Origin of the sequence: Serratia sp. 3ACOL1 (assembly GCF_003668775.1) — a bacterium.
Classification (GTDB): domain Bacteria; phylum Pseudomonadota; class Gammaproteobacteria; order Enterobacterales; family Enterobacteriaceae; genus Chania; species Chania fonticola.
The window spans coordinates 3,685,892-3,699,739 of record NZ_CP033055.1 but is presented as its reverse complement, the minus strand read 5'-3'; the positions used below and the strand labels follow the sequence as shown (position 1 = coordinate 3,699,739).

The 13,848-nt window shown below is 56.9% G+C and carries 13 protein-coding genes; 9 read left to right on the top strand and 4 right to left on the bottom strand.

The annotated features are described in order from the left end of the window. Window positions 1–19: 19 nt before the first annotated feature. Genes dhaK through dhaM form a run of 3 tightly spaced genes read left to right on the top strand, consistent with a single transcriptional unit; the run spans window position 20 to window position 3,162 of the window. Window positions 20–1,087, top strand: a complete 1,068-nt coding sequence (gene dhaK / locus D9980_RS16605) for a dihydroxyacetone kinase subunit DhaK (protein WP_098929766.1) — start codon at window positions 20–22, stop codon at window positions 1,085–1,087. A gap of 9 nt (window positions 1,088–1,096) precedes the next feature. Continuing rightward, window positions 1,097–1,735: a dihydroxyacetone kinase subunit DhaL gene (gene dhaL, locus D9980_RS16600; RefSeq protein WP_098929767.1), complete on the top strand. Its 639-nt coding sequence runs from the start codon at window positions 1,097–1,099 to the stop codon at window positions 1,733–1,735. After that, window positions 1,732–3,162 (top strand): dihydroxyacetone kinase phosphoryl donor subunit DhaM, encoded by a 1,431-nt coding sequence (gene dhaM / locus D9980_RS16595; RefSeq protein WP_121607883.1) that lies wholly within the window; start codon window positions 1,732–1,734, stop codon window positions 3,160–3,162. Before dhaL ends, dhaM begins: the two co-directional genes overlap by 4 nt. On the opposite strand, the gene dhaR is transcribed toward dhaM, so the two are convergent. Then, a complete protein-coding gene (dhaR, locus tag D9980_RS16590; protein ID WP_121607882.1) occupies window positions 3,159–5,108 on the bottom strand; it encodes a dihydroxyacetone kinase operon transcriptional regulator DhaR in 1,950 nt (649 codons plus the stop codon). The genes dhaM and dhaR overlap by 4 nt on opposite strands. A gap of 158 nt (window positions 5,109–5,266) precedes the next feature. After that, window positions 5,267–6,676, bottom strand: a complete 1,410-nt coding sequence (gene tolC, locus D9980_RS16585) for an outer membrane channel protein TolC (protein ID WP_046808021.1) — start codon at window positions 6,674–6,676, stop codon at window positions 5,267–5,269. 283 nt (window positions 6,677–6,959) lie between these two features. Here tolC and nudF point away from each other — a divergent pair, with 283 nt between their 5' ends. The 6 genes from nudF to D9980_RS16555 all read left to right on the top strand — a co-directional run bounded on the left by nudF (window position 6,960) and on the right by D9980_RS16555 (window position 12,425). Continuing rightward, window positions 6,960–7,592, top strand: a complete 633-nt coding sequence (gene nudF, locus D9980_RS16580) for an ADP-ribose diphosphatase (protein ID WP_021179513.1) — start codon at window positions 6,960–6,962, stop codon at window positions 7,590–7,592. Beyond that, on the top strand, window positions 7,593–8,018 hold the full coding sequence (locus tag D9980_RS16575) for a DUF1249 family protein (RefSeq protein ID WP_021179514.1): 426 nt from the start codon (window positions 7,593–7,595) through the stop codon (window positions 8,016–8,018). A 27-nt stretch (window positions 8,019–8,045) separates the two neighbouring features. Further along, entirely contained in the window at window positions 8,046–8,873 is an 828-nt protein-coding gene (cpdA, locus tag D9980_RS16570) for a 3',5'-cyclic-AMP phosphodiesterase (protein ID WP_024483030.1), read from the top strand. Continuing rightward, window positions 8,873–9,448: an esterase YqiA gene (gene yqiA / locus D9980_RS16565; RefSeq protein ID WP_121607881.1), complete on the top strand. Its 576-nt coding sequence runs from the start codon at window positions 8,873–8,875 to the stop codon at window positions 9,446–9,448. The genes cpdA and yqiA overlap by 1 nt, the downstream gene beginning before the upstream one ends. A gap of 89 nt (window positions 9,449–9,537) precedes the next feature. Next, entirely contained in the window at window positions 9,538–11,433 is a 1,896-nt protein-coding gene (gene parE / locus D9980_RS16560) for a DNA topoisomerase IV subunit B (RefSeq protein ID WP_021179517.1), read from the top strand. A gap of 92 nt (window positions 11,434–11,525) precedes the next feature. After that, complete coding sequence (locus D9980_RS16555) at window positions 11,526–12,425, top strand: LysR family transcriptional regulator (protein WP_121607880.1); 900 nt, start codon at window positions 11,526–11,528, stop codon at window positions 12,423–12,425. Between the two features lie 408 nt (window positions 12,426–12,833). On the opposite strand, the gene D9980_RS16550 is transcribed toward D9980_RS16555, so the two are convergent. Together D9980_RS16550 and D9980_RS16545 are read right to left on the bottom strand one after the other, a co-directional pair. Continuing rightward, on the bottom strand, window positions 12,834–13,145 hold the full coding sequence (locus D9980_RS16550; protein ID WP_024483026.1) for a putative quinol monooxygenase: 312 nt from the start codon (window positions 13,143–13,145) through the stop codon (window positions 12,834–12,836). Between the two features lie 45 nt (window positions 13,146–13,190). Next, a complete protein-coding gene (locus D9980_RS16545; protein WP_024483025.1) occupies window positions 13,191–13,772 on the bottom strand; it encodes an NAD(P)H-dependent oxidoreductase in 582 nt (193 codons plus the stop codon). Window positions 13,773–13,848: the final 76 nt, after the last annotated feature.

Genomic DNA, 13,848 nt, shown 5'->3' with positions numbered 1-13,848 from the left:
CCCTACAGAGGAATTAACCGTGAAAAAGCTAATCAATCAGGTCGATTCGGTACTTAACGAACAGTTACTCGGCATGGCTGCTGCTCACCCGGAACTGCAGGTGCATCAGGATCCGGTATTTGTGACCCGCACGGCGGGGCCGATCCCAGGCAAAGTGGCGATCCTGTCTGGCGGTGGTAGCGGCCATGAGCCGATGCACTGCGGCTTCGTGGGCGAGGGAATGCTGGATGGTGCTTGCCCAGGGGAGATTTTCACCTCGCCGACGCCGGATAAAATGTATGACTGCGGCCAGGCCATTGACGGCGGTGCCGGGGTGTTGCTGATCATCAAGAACTACACCGGTGACATCCTCAACTTTGAAACGGCGACCGAATTGCTGCATGACAGCGGCGTGCCAGTGGCAACGGTGCTGGTGGATGATGATGTGGCGGTGAAAGACAGCCTATTTACCGCTGGCCGACGTGGGGTTGCCAATACGGTGCTGATGGAAAAACTGCTCGGCGCGGCAGCAGTACGGGGTGACGATCTGGACGCATTGGTCACGTTGGGGCACAAAATCAACAACCAAGGCCACTCGCTAGGGATCGCTCTGGGCGCTTGCACCGTGCCTGCGGCAGGTAAACCGTCGTTTACTTTGGCGGATAACGAGATGGAGTTTGGTGTTGGCATCCACGGCGAACCGGGGATCGAACGGCGGACGTTCACCACCCTCGATCAAACGGTGGATGACATGTTCCATACCCTGATCGATCACGGTGATTACCAGCGCTCGATCCGCGTTTGGGATCGTCAGCAGGGGGAGTGGCGTGAAGAGAGCCAGAGCAAACGAGCTTTGACGCAGGGCGACCGGGTGATTGCGCTGGTCAATAACCTTGGAGCGACGCCGCTTTCCGAACTGTATGGGGTTTACCACCGTTTGGCGCAGCGTTGCGCCGCAGCCGGGATCGTGATCGAGCGTAACCTGGTAGGCTCATACTGCACCGCATTGGATATGCAGGGGGTTTCCATCACCTTGCTACAAGTGGATGACGAGTTGTTATCGCTGTGGGATGCACCGGTGAACACACCAGCGCTGCGCTGGGGCTGAGGAGGAAACATGACATTAAGCAAACAGCAGGTCGTTGAGTGGTTGATGCGTTGTGGTGAGGTCTTTACCCGCGAGCGTGATTTCTTGACTCAGTTGGATAGCGATATCGGCGATGGCGACCACGGCCTGAATATGAACCGTGGCTTTAGCAAGGTGGTAGAAAAGCTGCCTTCGGTCGCGGACAAGGACATCGGCTTTATTCTCAAAAACACCGGTATGACGCTGCTCTCCAGCGTTGGTGGTGCCAGTGGTCCGCTGTTCGGCACCTTCTTCATCCGTGCGGCTCAGGCAGCCAACGCCAAGCAGAGCCTGGATCTGGCGGAGTTGAAACAGGTGATCCAGGAAGGCGCGGAAGGCGTAGCGATGCGTGGCAAGGCAGAGCCGGGTGATAAAACCATGTGTGATGTCTGGGGGCCGGTCGTTGCAAGCCTGGGCGAGTCGCTACAGCAGCAGCTCAGCGTGACCCAGGCGCTACAACAGGCCGCCGTTCGGGCGGAGCAGGCCGCACAGGCCACCATCGTGATGCAGGCCCGTAAAGGGCGCGCCAGCTATTTGGGCGAACGCAGCATCGGCCATCAGGATCCGGGCGCAACCTCCGTGATGCTGATGATAAAAACCCTGGCCCAGGTGGTCGAGGAGGCAGGATGATCAACATCGTCGTGGTTTCGCACAGTGCACAATTGGCGCAGGGTGTTGAGCAACTCGCCCGCCAGATGATGCGCGGCGAGGGGTGCAAACTGGTGCTGGCGGCGGGGGTCGATGATGAGCTCCACCCGATCGGCACGGATGCGGTAAAAGTGATGGAAGCGATCGAATCCGTGGCGGACGGAGAAGGGATCGTGGTGCTGATGGATCTCGGCAGCGCATTATTGAGTGCAGAAACCGCGCTTGAGTTACTCGACCCAGAGGTGGCGGCCAAGGTGGTGCTGTGTGCGGCACCGCTGGTGGAAGGCACGTTGGCGGCGGTCGTAGCGGCTAACGCGGGCGGTAGCCTGGAGCAGGTGCTGGCAGAGGCGCAAGGAGCCCTGCAGGCCAAGCAGGCACAGCTTGGTGAGGAGATACCCGCCAGCAAACCACTCAATTTACCGCTGAGTCAGGGAAAAAGCCTGAGTTGGACGGTACAGAATCCACACGGGTTGCACGCTCGCCCGGCGGCGCGTCTGGCAGAGGTTCTGGCTCCTTTTGCTGCGGAACTGGTGCTGGAAAAGCATGGCCAATGTGCCAACCCGCGCAGCCTGAATCAGCTGGCTTTGTTGCAGGTTCGCCACGGTGACACAATCCGTCTGATTGCAGATGGTGCCCAGGCCGATGAAGCGCTGGCGGCTTTCAAGGCGTTGGCAGAGCAGCATTTTGGTGAAACCGTATCTGAGCAGCAACTGCCTTCGCTGCACGGTATCCCCGTGGAGGAAAGCGTCAGCAGTGGTCCGATATTCCAGGTGTCGAGCTTCTGGCCGCAAACGGAAGAACGCCAGCTAGGGGCCGATGACGTGCTCAATGAACAGCAGCGCCTGCGTATCGCATTGCAGCAGACGTTAGACGATCTGAACAAGCTGGCCGATCGCACTGGCAACCTGATTGGTAAACCGCAGGCGGCGATCTTTGGGGCGCACAGCATGCTGCTAGACGATCCCGACCTGCAACAGGCCGCCTTTACCCGTATCGCCCAACAGCAATGCAGCGCGGAACTGGCGTGGCGGCAGGAGCTGGAGCAGATTGCCGCCGAATATCGGGCGCTGGATGATGAGTATTTGCAGGCGCGGGAACTGGATGTGCGCGACATGCTGCGCCGTACGCTGAGCCATCTGGCACGGCAACCTATCCCGGCGATCGTGCTCAATGAACCTGCGATCCTGGTGATGGATGAACTGATGCCCTCCGACGTCGTGATGCTCGATCGGCGTATGGTACTCGGTATTTGCCTGAGCGGCGGCAACGCCTTGTCACACACCGCGATCCTGGCCAAAGCGATGGGGATCCCGATGGTAGTCGGCATGAGCGAATGTATGAGCAAGACCCGCAGCGGCCAAAAAGCGATGCTGGATGCGGCGCGTGGCACCTTACAGCTCAGCCATTAACCCCGCAGCTTGAACTGGCTGATATCGATATTCAGCTGTTTGACTTTACGCCACAGAGTGGTGCGGCTGATGCCCAGCAGCTGCGCCATCTCGTTAAGCTGCCCGTGGCTGACGTTGGCCACGCGGATAATCGCCTGCAGCTCCATTTCCGCCAGCGTCATCAGTGGCATGGCCGGTTGAGAGTCGCTTTCCACAAGCGGCTGATGGCTGAGCAAGTGAGCGGGTAGGTCGGCCAGTTGAATATGGTGGCCGTGGCAAATCATCGCGGCGCGCTCTATCACCCCTTTCAGTTCCAGATCGTTACCCGGCCACAGGTACAGACCAAGCTGGGTCATTACCTCGTCGTCTACCCGGAAGCGGCACTGGAAGTGTTGCTCCAGGGCGCGCAGATGATGCTGGACCAGCAAAGGGATGTCACTGAGGCGCTGGCGTAACGGCGGAATTTGGATCTCGAAGGCCTGCAGGCTATAAAACAGCTGGCGGCGGAAGCGGTTCTGTTGCACCAACAGCGGCAGGTTGGCGGCGCTGGTAGCGATCACCCGGACGTTCACCGGGATCACGCGGCTGGAATCCATACGCATCACCACGCCGGTTTTTAGCACCTGCAACAGGGCGGACTGCATGGCCAGTGGCAGGTATTCGACCTGTTCAAGATACAGCGTGCCGCCATTGGCCAGTTCGAACTTGCTGAGCTGGCCGGCCTGTTCTTCGTTGGCATCACTGCCCAACAGCTCCTTCAATCCTTGCGCCTCGGGCAGCAACTGGCAGTTTAAGGCGATATAAGGCCCGGCGGCACGTTCGCTGGCATTGTGAATGGCCTGGCTGACCAGCTCTTTCCCCACCCCTTCTTCACCACACAGCAAAATCGGGTGATGGCCCTTCGCCGCCTGCTGGCCATAGCGGATCAGGCGGCGCATTTCCTGAGTGCCTGAGGGCATCTGTTCGAAGGTATGGCTGACCCGGCCGATCTGGCTGCTGACGTACTGATGCAGCCTTTCCAGAGGGTGCAGCAAGGCGATAAAGCTACAGTGCTCACCGTCCACGATCGGTTTGAGGGTGAGCAACGCGGCGATAAACTGGCCCTGACTTTCAAAGGTGACTTCCACATGCTGTAACGGCTGGCGTTGGCTGATGGCGCGGTTAAGCAAGGCCGGTAACGTCAGCAACTGTGCCAGCGGCTTGCCCTGGCTCTGCTGTTCGTGCAGCTTCAGCATAGCGGCGGCGCGCGGGTTGATATATTGCAGATAGCCCCGGTGATCCCAGGCCAAGACGCCGTCGTCTACGCTGTCCAGTAGTCCGTTGAGCTGATTGAGATGGCGGTTGGATTCGGCCAGCAGGCCGTCGGCGTTCAGGGCATTGCCGATCTCCCGGGCGATCGCCAGGATCAGGGAAAGATCGCCTGCATTACAATCGGCCAACTGGCAACCCAAAGCCAACATACCGCGCTGGCGGCCGCTATTGTCATGCACCGGTGCGGCGCAGAATGACCAGCCATGTAGCGCCTGGCGCACGTGTTCATCGCTATGGATCTGTACCGGATGGCCCTCGGATGCGGCCAGAGAAGGGGCATTGGTGCCGATGTCGCCTTCTGCCCAATAAGCACCAGGCGCAAAACCCAGTTCGAGCAGCTGTTCGCCGGTCGTCTTGTTGCCGCATTGCCACAGCGTACAGCCACTTTCGTCGAGGATCAGCAACACGCAGTGGCGCTGTTCCATATATTCCCAGGCATCTTCCAACGCGGCCTGGCCGAGCGTAATGAAATCATCCTTACGCCGACAGATCGAGTCGAAGGTGGTGCCCAAGGCACGATGTGGGGCTTTCCACACGGCGGGTTGCATCAGGTGGCTGCAGCGTAGCCAGGAGGCATAAATGGCCGGGGAGGGGCGCAGCTGTGGCGGTAACGCGCCTTCGGTGATCAACCGTTGCCAGAGTGAAGCGTTGTCCATCAGATCCCGTTCAGCAGGTAAACCCAAATAGGGAGCGAATCATAACATTAACCCATTTACAGAGGCTGTGAGGCGATGGGCAGAAGCGGGATTATTGGATAAAAAAACGGGGCGCGGCAAATGCCGGGCCCCGTTATTCGGTAGCTCAAAGCGGCTGGTTACGGTCTGGTGGTGCTGGAACCGTCAACATAGGCATCTTGCGCCGCTGTTGGTGGTGCTACCACGTCTGGCGCGGTGGAGATTGGCTTGCCTAGTGCTCCGTTCAGCATCATCAGATCGTTTTCGTTCAGCGTGCCGAGCGCCGATTTGATGTTCAACTGGTTGATCAGGTAAGAATAACGCGCATTGGAAAGCTGTTGCTTGGCGTTATATAGCGTGGTTGTCGCATCCAACACGTCAACGATGGTACGGGTACCCACTTCATAACCGGCTTCGGTCGCATCCAGAGAACTCTGGGCAGAAACCACCGCTTGTTTATAAGCGCTGATGCTGCTGATAGACGCAGAAACGTTGTTGAAGGAGGAACGCACGGTTTGCACCACGCTGCGGTGGGCGCTTTCCAACTGCTCGCTGGCACCGACGAAGTTGTACTGCGCCTGTTCTACACGCGAGTTGGTTACGCCGCCGTTGTACAGTGGCACGCTAACGCTGATGCCGACCTGGTTCTGGCCATTAATCGAGTCGTTGCCACTAGTCCCGGTGTTAGCTCTGGAACCGCTGTATTTGGAATTGGTGATCCCGGTAGAAGCATTTAAATCAACCGTTGGCATATAACCGGTTTGCGCCGATTTGATCTGCTCACGGGCCAGATCCTGGCTCAGGCGGGCAGACAGCAGGCTCAGGTTGCGGCTTTCCGCTTCCTTCAACAGACTGTTGACGGCATCCGGGCGCTTGGTGCTGAACTTGTTGGTATCCAGCGAGGCCAGTTCCGGGTAGAAGGTGCCAGTGATTTGGCGTAACGATTCTACCGCGTTATCCAGGTTGTTACGGGCGGTCACTTCGTTGGCCAGCACGGTATCGTAGTTGGCACGGGCGTTCTGCACGTCGGTAATGGCAACCAAGCCTACGTTAAAACGTTGGGTGGTCTGATCCAAGGTACGGTAAACCGCTTGTTTATTCGCCTGGGTGTAGGACAGGGCATCGATCGCCTGTAGTACGTTGAAATAGGCGGTAGCCGTATCCAGGATCAATTTCTGGGATGAAGTCTGGAAAGTGACATCGGTAATACCGGCGGCCTTTTCCTGCAGCGTCAGCGCGCGCCATTTGGACATATCAAAGATAGTTTGGGTCAGCGCCAGCGAGCCTTGGGTGGTGTTGCTGTCAAGCCCATTGGCATCGCGGAAGCCGTTGTTATAGGTATAACCGGCAGATAAGCCAAGCTGCGGTAGCAACGGGCTGCGTGCTTCGTTGATTTTTTCAAACGCCGCATCACGGTCAGCAGCGGTTTTACGCAGATCTGGGTTACTTTCCCTGGCCTGTTTGTAAACCTGCAACAGGTTCTCTGCCTGGCTCATGGTGCTGAAGCCAGCGAGGCTCAGACCAATAAGAAGGGGGAGCAGTTTCTTCATTTGCATTCCTTGTTGTGCAGCAATATTGCTATGTTAGCGCTGACGATAGACGAATAGTTGCCAATTCTAGCAGAGTCTGCCGAGCGCTGAGGGTGGCTTAATGTGCCATCTCACAGAACTTTTACCTTGGTGTACGCTACGTTTACTGACACTGGGCTATTTGCATCGGCGCTACCTGATATCATGGTTCACAATCTAACACAAAGCGGGTGAAGATAATCCCGCCGTTTCTGTCATCAAATCCCTTTATTTTGTCGGCATAATCACACAGGAGAATTCGTAGATGAACCGCTCGCAACCTTCACCCGTTACTTTCGACAAAAATGATGTAGAAATTATTGCACGTGAGACGCTATACCGTGGTTTTTTTTCACTCGACTTATATCGCTTTCGCCATCGTTTGTTCAACGGTGAGATGAGCGGTGAGGTCACCCGCGAAGTTTTTGAGCGCGGCCATGCGGCGGTGTTGCTACCCTATGATCCCATCAGGGACGAAGTGGTGTTGGTTGAACAACTGCGGATCCCGGCCATTGATAGTTCAGCTTCTCCTTGGCTGCTGGAAATGGTTGCGGGTATGATCGAAACGGGAGAAAGCGTTGAAGACGTATGCCGCCGCGAAGCATTGGAAGAGGCTGGGGTGGTGGTCGGGCGTTGCAAGCCGGTGCTGAGCTATCTTGCCAGCCCTGGTGGCACCAGCGAACGCCTGTCTATTATGGTCGGCGAGGTTGACGCCCTGACGGCCGAAGGGATCCACGGATTGCCCGAAGAGCATGAAGATATCCGTGTCCACGTGGTCAGCCGCGAACAGGCTTACCGCTGGGTTGAAGAAGGCGCGATTGATAATGCCGCATCAGTGATTGCATTGCAGTGGCTGGCGTTGCACCATGAATCGCTTAAAGCAGAATGGGCCAACTAAATGCAAAAGCGCTATACCCCTGACTTCCCCGAAATGATGAGATTGTGTGAAACCAACTTCGCGCAATTGCGGCGTTTGATGCCGCGTAACGACGAAGTCGATGAAACCGTCACTTATCAGGTGAATGGCGCCCACTATCGTCTGACTATTGTTGAATCTACCCGTTATACCACGCTGGTGCAGATTGAGCAGACTGCGCCTGCGGTCAGCTACTGGAGCCTGCCTGCGATGACGGTGAGGCTGTACCACGACGCGATGGTTGCGGAAGTGTGTTCAAGTCAGCAGATCTATCGGTTTAAAGCGCGTTATGATTATCCGAACAAAAAGTTGCATCAACGCGACGAAAAGCATCAAATTAACCAGTTTCTTGCTGATTGGTTGCGCTACTGTTTAGCGCATGGAGCAATGGCGGTTCCGGCTTGTTAGGCAGAATGAGATAACAAAGGACACCATTTGGAAAGCCTGTTTAGACTGCCCGTGGCGAGTGGGGCCAAGGTCAGGATCCTACAAATAACTGATACCCACCTGTTTGCTGGCAAGCATGAGACCTTGCTTGGCATAAATACCTATGCCAGCTATCACGCAGTGCTGGATGCGGTGATCGCGCAGCAGCGTGAGTGCGATCTGATCGTGGCAACCGGCGATCTGGCGCAGGATCATTCCCAGGCGGCATACCGGCACTTTGCCGATGGCATCACCCGTTTGCCCGCGCCCTGTGTCTGGCTGCCGGGGAACCACGATTTTCAGCCTGCGATGGTAGATGCACTGGCCGCTGCCGGTATCTCGCCTTCCAAGCAGGTGCTGCTGGGGGACAACTGGCAGGTGCTATTGCTGGATAGCCAGGTGTTTGGCGTACCGCACGGCGAGCTGAGCGAATACCAGTTGGAGTGGATGGAGCGTTGCCTGGAGGCTTACCCTGAGCGTTATACGCTGCTATTACTGCATCACCATCCGTTGCCTTCCGGCTGCACCTGGCTTGATCAACACAGTTTGCGTAACCCGCATACGCTGGCGGCCATGCTGTGGCGCTATCCGAAAGTGAATACCCTGCTGTGCGGGCATATCCACCAGGAATTGGATCTGGGCTGGCACGGACGTCGGCTGTTGGCCACGCCGTCCACCTGCGTGCAATTCAAGCCGCACTGCACCAATTTTACGATCGACGACGTTTCCCCAGGTTGGCGCTATCTCGACCTGTTGCCGGATGGCCGGGTGGAAACCCAGGTATTCCGGCTGGAAAACGATGACTTCCGCCCCGACATGGATTCGGACGGCTACTGATGCCTTCAACCTTACTTTACCTGCACGGTTTCAACAGCTCGCCGCTTTCGGCCAAGGCCACGGCTTTCAAAGCCTGGCTGGCGGAACATCATCCCAATATCGACATGCTGGTACCGCAGTTGCCGCCTTACCCGGCGGAGGCGGCAGAAATGCTGGAAGATCTGGTGATGGCGCGGGCAGGCCAGACGATGGGCGTGGTAGGCTCCTCGTTGGGCGGCTATTATGCCACCTGGTTATCGCAGTGTTTTGCGTTGCCAGCGGTAGTGGTAAACCCTGCGGTGAAGCCGTATGAGCTGCTGATCGACTATCTGGGGCGCAACGAGAACCCCTACACCGGGCAGCAATATGTGTTAGAGTCACGCCACGTTTATGATCTGAAAGTGATGCAGGTCGATCCCTTGGAGTCGCCGGATTTAATCTGGTTGCTACAGCAAACGGGCGATGAAATTCTCGATTACGGTCAGGCAGTGGCTTATTACACCGCCTGCCGGCAAACGGTGGAGTCGGGCGGAAACCACGCTTTCGTCGGTTTCGAGCACTACTTCCCCCAGATTGTGGATTTTTTAGGGCTATGACGCCGCAGCAACTTCAGCTATCACAGATATACTGAACAGGCAGCGGCCGATTTCGGCACCTTCCCTCAACCACGAAAAAATAATCAACGATGACTCAATCCAGCTATAACGCTGATGCCATTGAAGTACTCAGCGGTCTAGAACCAGTGCGCCGTCGTCCCGGTATGTATACCGACACGACGCGTCCGAACCACCTCGGCCAAGAGGTGATAGATAACAGCGTCGATGAAGCGTTGGCGGGCCATGCCAAGCGTATCGACGTGATCCTGCACGCCGATCAGTCACTGGAAGTGATCGACGACGGCCGCGGCATGCCGGTGGATATCCACCCTGAAGAAGGCGTACCGGCGGTTGAGTTGATCATGTGTCGTCTGCACGCGGGCGGTAAATTCTCCAACAAGAACTACCAGTTCTCCGGCGGCCTGCACGGCGTGGGGATTTCGGTGGTTAACGCCCTGTCCAAACGGGTGGAAGTCAACGTCAAGCGCGACGGTAACGTCTATAGCATCGCTTTTGAGAACGGCGACAAGGTGCAGGATTTGGCGGTAACCGGTAGCTGCGGCAAGCGCAACACCGGTACCAGCATTCACTTCTGGCCTGACGAGCAGTTCTTCGACAGCCCGCGCTTCTCGGTTTCCCGCCTGTCGCACCTGCTGAAAGCCAAAGCGGTGCTGTGCCCCGGTGTTGAAATCTACTTTATCGACAAGCTGAACAATACCGAGCAGCGCTGGTGCTACCAGGACGGCCTGACCGACTACCTGATGGAAGCGGTGAACGGCCTGATCACCCTGCCGGAAAAGGCGTTTGTCGGCAATTTTGCCGGTGATACAGAAGCAGTGGACTGGGCGTTGCTGTGGCTGCCGGAGGGCGGGGAACTGCTGACGGAGAGCTACGTCAACCTGATCCCAACCATGCAGGGTGGTACGCACGTCAACGGCCTGCGCCAAGGGCTGCTGGATGCGATGCGTGAGTTCTGTGAATTCCGCAATATCCTGCCGCGCGGCGTGAAGCTGTCTGCGGAAGATATCTGGGACCGCTGTGCCTACGTGCTGTCGGTGAAAATGCAGGATCCGCAATTCGCGGGCCAGACCAAAGAGCGGCTCTCTTCCCGTCAGTGCGCGGCGTTTGTTTCCGGCGTGGTGAAAGATGCCTTCAGCCTGTGGCTGAATCAGAACGTCCAGGCGGCCGAGCAACTGGCCGAACTGGCGATCTCCAGCGCTCAACGTCGCCTGCGTGCGGCGAAGAAAGTGGTGCGCAAGAAGCTGACCAGCGGGCCTGCGTTACCGGGCAAGCTGGCGGACTGCACCTCGCAGGATCTGAGCATGACCGAACTGTTCCTGGTGGAAGGGGACTCGGCGGGCGGCTCGGCCAAGCAGGCGCGCGATCGCGAATATCAGGCGATCATGCCGCTGAAGGGCAAGATCCTCAACACCTGGGAAGTGTCCTCAGACGAAGTGTTGGCCTCGCAGGAAGTGCATGATATCTCCGTGGCGATCGGCATCGATCCCGACAGCGAAGATCTCAGCCAACTGCGCTACGGCAAAATCTGTATCCTGGCGGATGCGGACTCCGACGGCCTGCACATCGCCACGCTGCTTTGTGCGCTATTTGTCCGCCACTTCCGTTCGCTGGTAAAGGGTGGCCATGTGCACGTTGCGATGCCACCGCTATACCGTATCGACCTGGGTAAAGAAGTCTATTACGCCCTCGACGAGGAAGAGAAAGCCGGCGTGCTGGAGCAGTTGAAGCGTAAGAAGGGCAAGCCGAACGTACAGCGCTTTAAAGGGCTGGGTGAGATGAACCCGCTGCAACTGCGTGAAACGACGCTCGATCCCAACACTCGCCGTCTGGTGCAGTTGACCATCGATGACGAGAATACCGATCAGACCATGGCCATTATGGACATGCTGTTGGCGAAGAAGCGTTCGGAAGACCGCCGCAACTGGCTGCAAGACAAGGGCGATACCGCCGAGCTTTCAGTCTGATGCCTGTGGGGCCGCAACCGCGGCCCCAAGTTTTTACACTGTGCCATCCCTGGCGCACTGCGTGCTGCGCCCGATAACCCAGGGCGGAATGCATGAAAATCACCCTCGAAGAACTCTTGGCTTATACCTCCGTGGTCGACAGCGGTTCAATCACTGCCGCCGCCGAGCAGCTTGGCCAAACTACCTCTGGCATCAGCCGGGCGCTGAGCCGTCTGGAAAAAAAACTCGATACTACCTTACTGCGCCGCACCACACGTCGTCTGGAATTGACCGAAGAGGGGCAGAGCTTTCTGGCCCATGCGCGGGAAATTATCAACTCGGTGGAACATGCTGAGGAACAGATGGCGCTACGTCGTCTGAACCCCGCAGGCAGGCTACGGGTCAACGCTGCCGCGCCCTTTATGGAACATGTGATCGTGCCGCTGGTCGCCGGTTTCCGCCAACGTTTCCCACAGATTGAGCTGGAGCTGAACACCGATAACCTGATTATCGATCTGCTGGAGAAACGCACCGATATCGCCATTCGTATTGGCGCATTGCGAGACTCCACTATTCACGCGCGCCTGCTGGGGGCGAGCCGGTTACGCATCCTTGCCAGCCCAGATTATATTGCCCGCTTTGGAGCACCGCAGAGTGTCGAAGAGCTAAATCACCATAGTCTGCTGGGCTTTACACAGCCCGAGTCGCTCAACCTGTGGCCGTTGCGCTATCGGCAGGCGGAGCGCTTTGCCATTACCCCAACGCTATCGGCCTCCAGCGGCGAAACGCTGCGGCAACTGGCGCTACGAGGGGAAGGGATCGCTCAATTGGCCGATTTTATGACGCGGGAAGATCAGCGGGAAGGGCGTCTGGTTCAGTTGCTGGCGGCAGAAACGTTGGATGTCCGCCAGCCGATTAACGCGGTGTATTATCGCAATGCCCAGTTGGCCGCACGGATCACCTGTTTTCTGGACTATGTCAGCGCGCATATCACCGATGCACAGAGCCTGTAGAGCGGAGATGTCTGTTGCCCTCACCCCAGCCCTCTCCCACAGGGCTGTCTCTTATACACATCTCAAGTTGCGGTCAAATGGCCGTAATTTGAGAAACATAGCAGGCTGATTTTAAAGAGAATTTTTCCGAGTGCCCTATTGATTCGCTTGAAATAATTCCCATAAAAAACAGTAAGATGCCGAGTTGTGTATAAGAGACAGCCCACAGGGAGAGGGGGCTGATACGGAGCGCGTGATAGGCCCGTGCCACTTCGGAAAGTAGGGCGTAAGAGCAAGAAATATAGAGTATTACGCAGCGCAATCAACAAACTCGATTGCCCCTTCACCTAGGTGAGTCAGCCAGCGTTCATGGAGAATCACTATGCTTTCAGTCCAACTCGATCGGTCCCCTCTCCCTGTGGGAGAGGGTTAGGGTGAGGGGTTATCCAGCACATAAATGGTCGTGTCCAGCACGCTGTCCTTGATGGTTTCCCGGTGCTTGAGCATGTGATCCATCTGCAGGTGCTGTTCCAGATGCGCCTGGCTCTGCCACTTCTCCAACATAAAGATCGAATCCGGCGAACGCTTCTGCCAAGGTGCCTGGGTATCGGCATCGATCATCGGCTGATAGCCGCCACAGCCTTCTTCTGCCAACACCGCTGGCAACAGCTTTTCAATCGCTTTTAAGACGCTTTCACGATGACCCGGTCTGGTTCTGATTTCTGCAATTACGGTGATCATTACGGCCTCACTGGTTAACGGTATGATTTATAAAACCCATCACAGTTAAGCAAACACTTCGCCCAGATGTGCGCGCAAACGTGCGATATCGTTGGCGATATCCGGCTGTTTGATGACGTCATTGCAGATGAAGGTCGGCAGTGCTTCCATCCCCAGAAACTGGTTGGCCTTGTGGAAGTGCAGATAAACGCCGTCTACGCCCACACCGTGGAAGAACTGGTCGGGATCGGTAAAGGCTTCCAACGGGGCATTCCAGGTCAAGCTCAGCATGTAGGTCTTGCCTTGGATCAGCCCGCCAGAACCGTATTTTTTGCTGGCATCGGAACGGGTGCGACCATCGCTGGCATACAGGCTGCCGTGGCCAGCGGTGAACACTTCGTCGAGGTATTTTTTCAGGATCCAGGGCTCGCCCATCCACCAGCCTGGCATCTGGTAAATCACCGTATCGGCCCACAGGTACTTCTGCACTTCGGCTTCGATATCATAGCCGTCATCGACTACGGTGACCTGTACATCGTGCTTGGCATCGCGCAGGAAACTTTCTGCTACGTCGCTCAGGGTCTGGTTCAGCTCACCGTTGGAGTGGCCGAATTGCTTCTTGGCGTTAATAATCAGGATATTGCTCATGGATGCTGGGTTCCTGTCAGAATGTAGAATGTGATGGCCGTGAGGCATATCGTTGAAACGGAGTGTAATCCTTCCT

What these genes read in the sequence shown, in the direction of transcription:
- dhaL (WP_098929767.1), top strand. Translation starts at nt 1,097, where the DNA reads ATGACATTAAGCAAACAGCAGGTCGTTGAGTGGTTGATGCGTTGTGGT.
- dhaM (WP_121607883.1), top strand. Translation starts at nt 1,732, where the DNA reads ATGATCAACATCGTCGTGGTTTCGCACAGTGCACAATTGGCGCAGGGT.
- dhaR (WP_121607882.1), bottom strand. Translation starts at nt 5,108, where the DNA reads ATGGACAACGCTTCACTCTGGCAACGGTTGATCACCGAAGGCGCGTTA.
- tolC (WP_046808021.1), bottom strand. Translation starts at nt 6,676, where the DNA reads ATGAAGAAACTGCTCCCCCTTCTTATTGGTCTGAGCCTCGCTGGCTTC.
- nudF (WP_021179513.1), top strand. Translation starts at nt 6,960, where the DNA reads ATGAACCGCTCGCAACCTTCACCCGTTACTTTCGACAAAAATGATGTA.
- D9980_RS16575 (WP_021179514.1), top strand. Translation starts at nt 7,593, where the DNA reads ATGCAAAAGCGCTATACCCCTGACTTCCCCGAAATGATGAGATTGTGT.
- yqiA (WP_121607881.1), top strand. Translation starts at nt 8,873, where the DNA reads ATGCCTTCAACCTTACTTTACCTGCACGGTTTCAACAGCTCGCCGCTT.
- parE (WP_021179517.1), top strand. Translation starts at nt 9,538, where the DNA reads ATGACTCAATCCAGCTATAACGCTGATGCCATTGAAGTACTCAGCGGT.
- D9980_RS16555 (WP_121607880.1), top strand. Translation starts at nt 11,526, where the DNA reads ATGAAAATCACCCTCGAAGAACTCTTGGCTTATACCTCCGTGGTCGAC.
- D9980_RS16550 (WP_024483026.1), bottom strand. Translation starts at nt 13,145, where the DNA reads ATGATCACCGTAATTGCAGAAATCAGAACCAGACCGGGTCATCGTGAA.
- D9980_RS16545 (WP_024483025.1), bottom strand. Translation starts at nt 13,772, where the DNA reads ATGAGCAATATCCTGATTATTAACGCCAAGAAGCAATTCGGCCACTCC.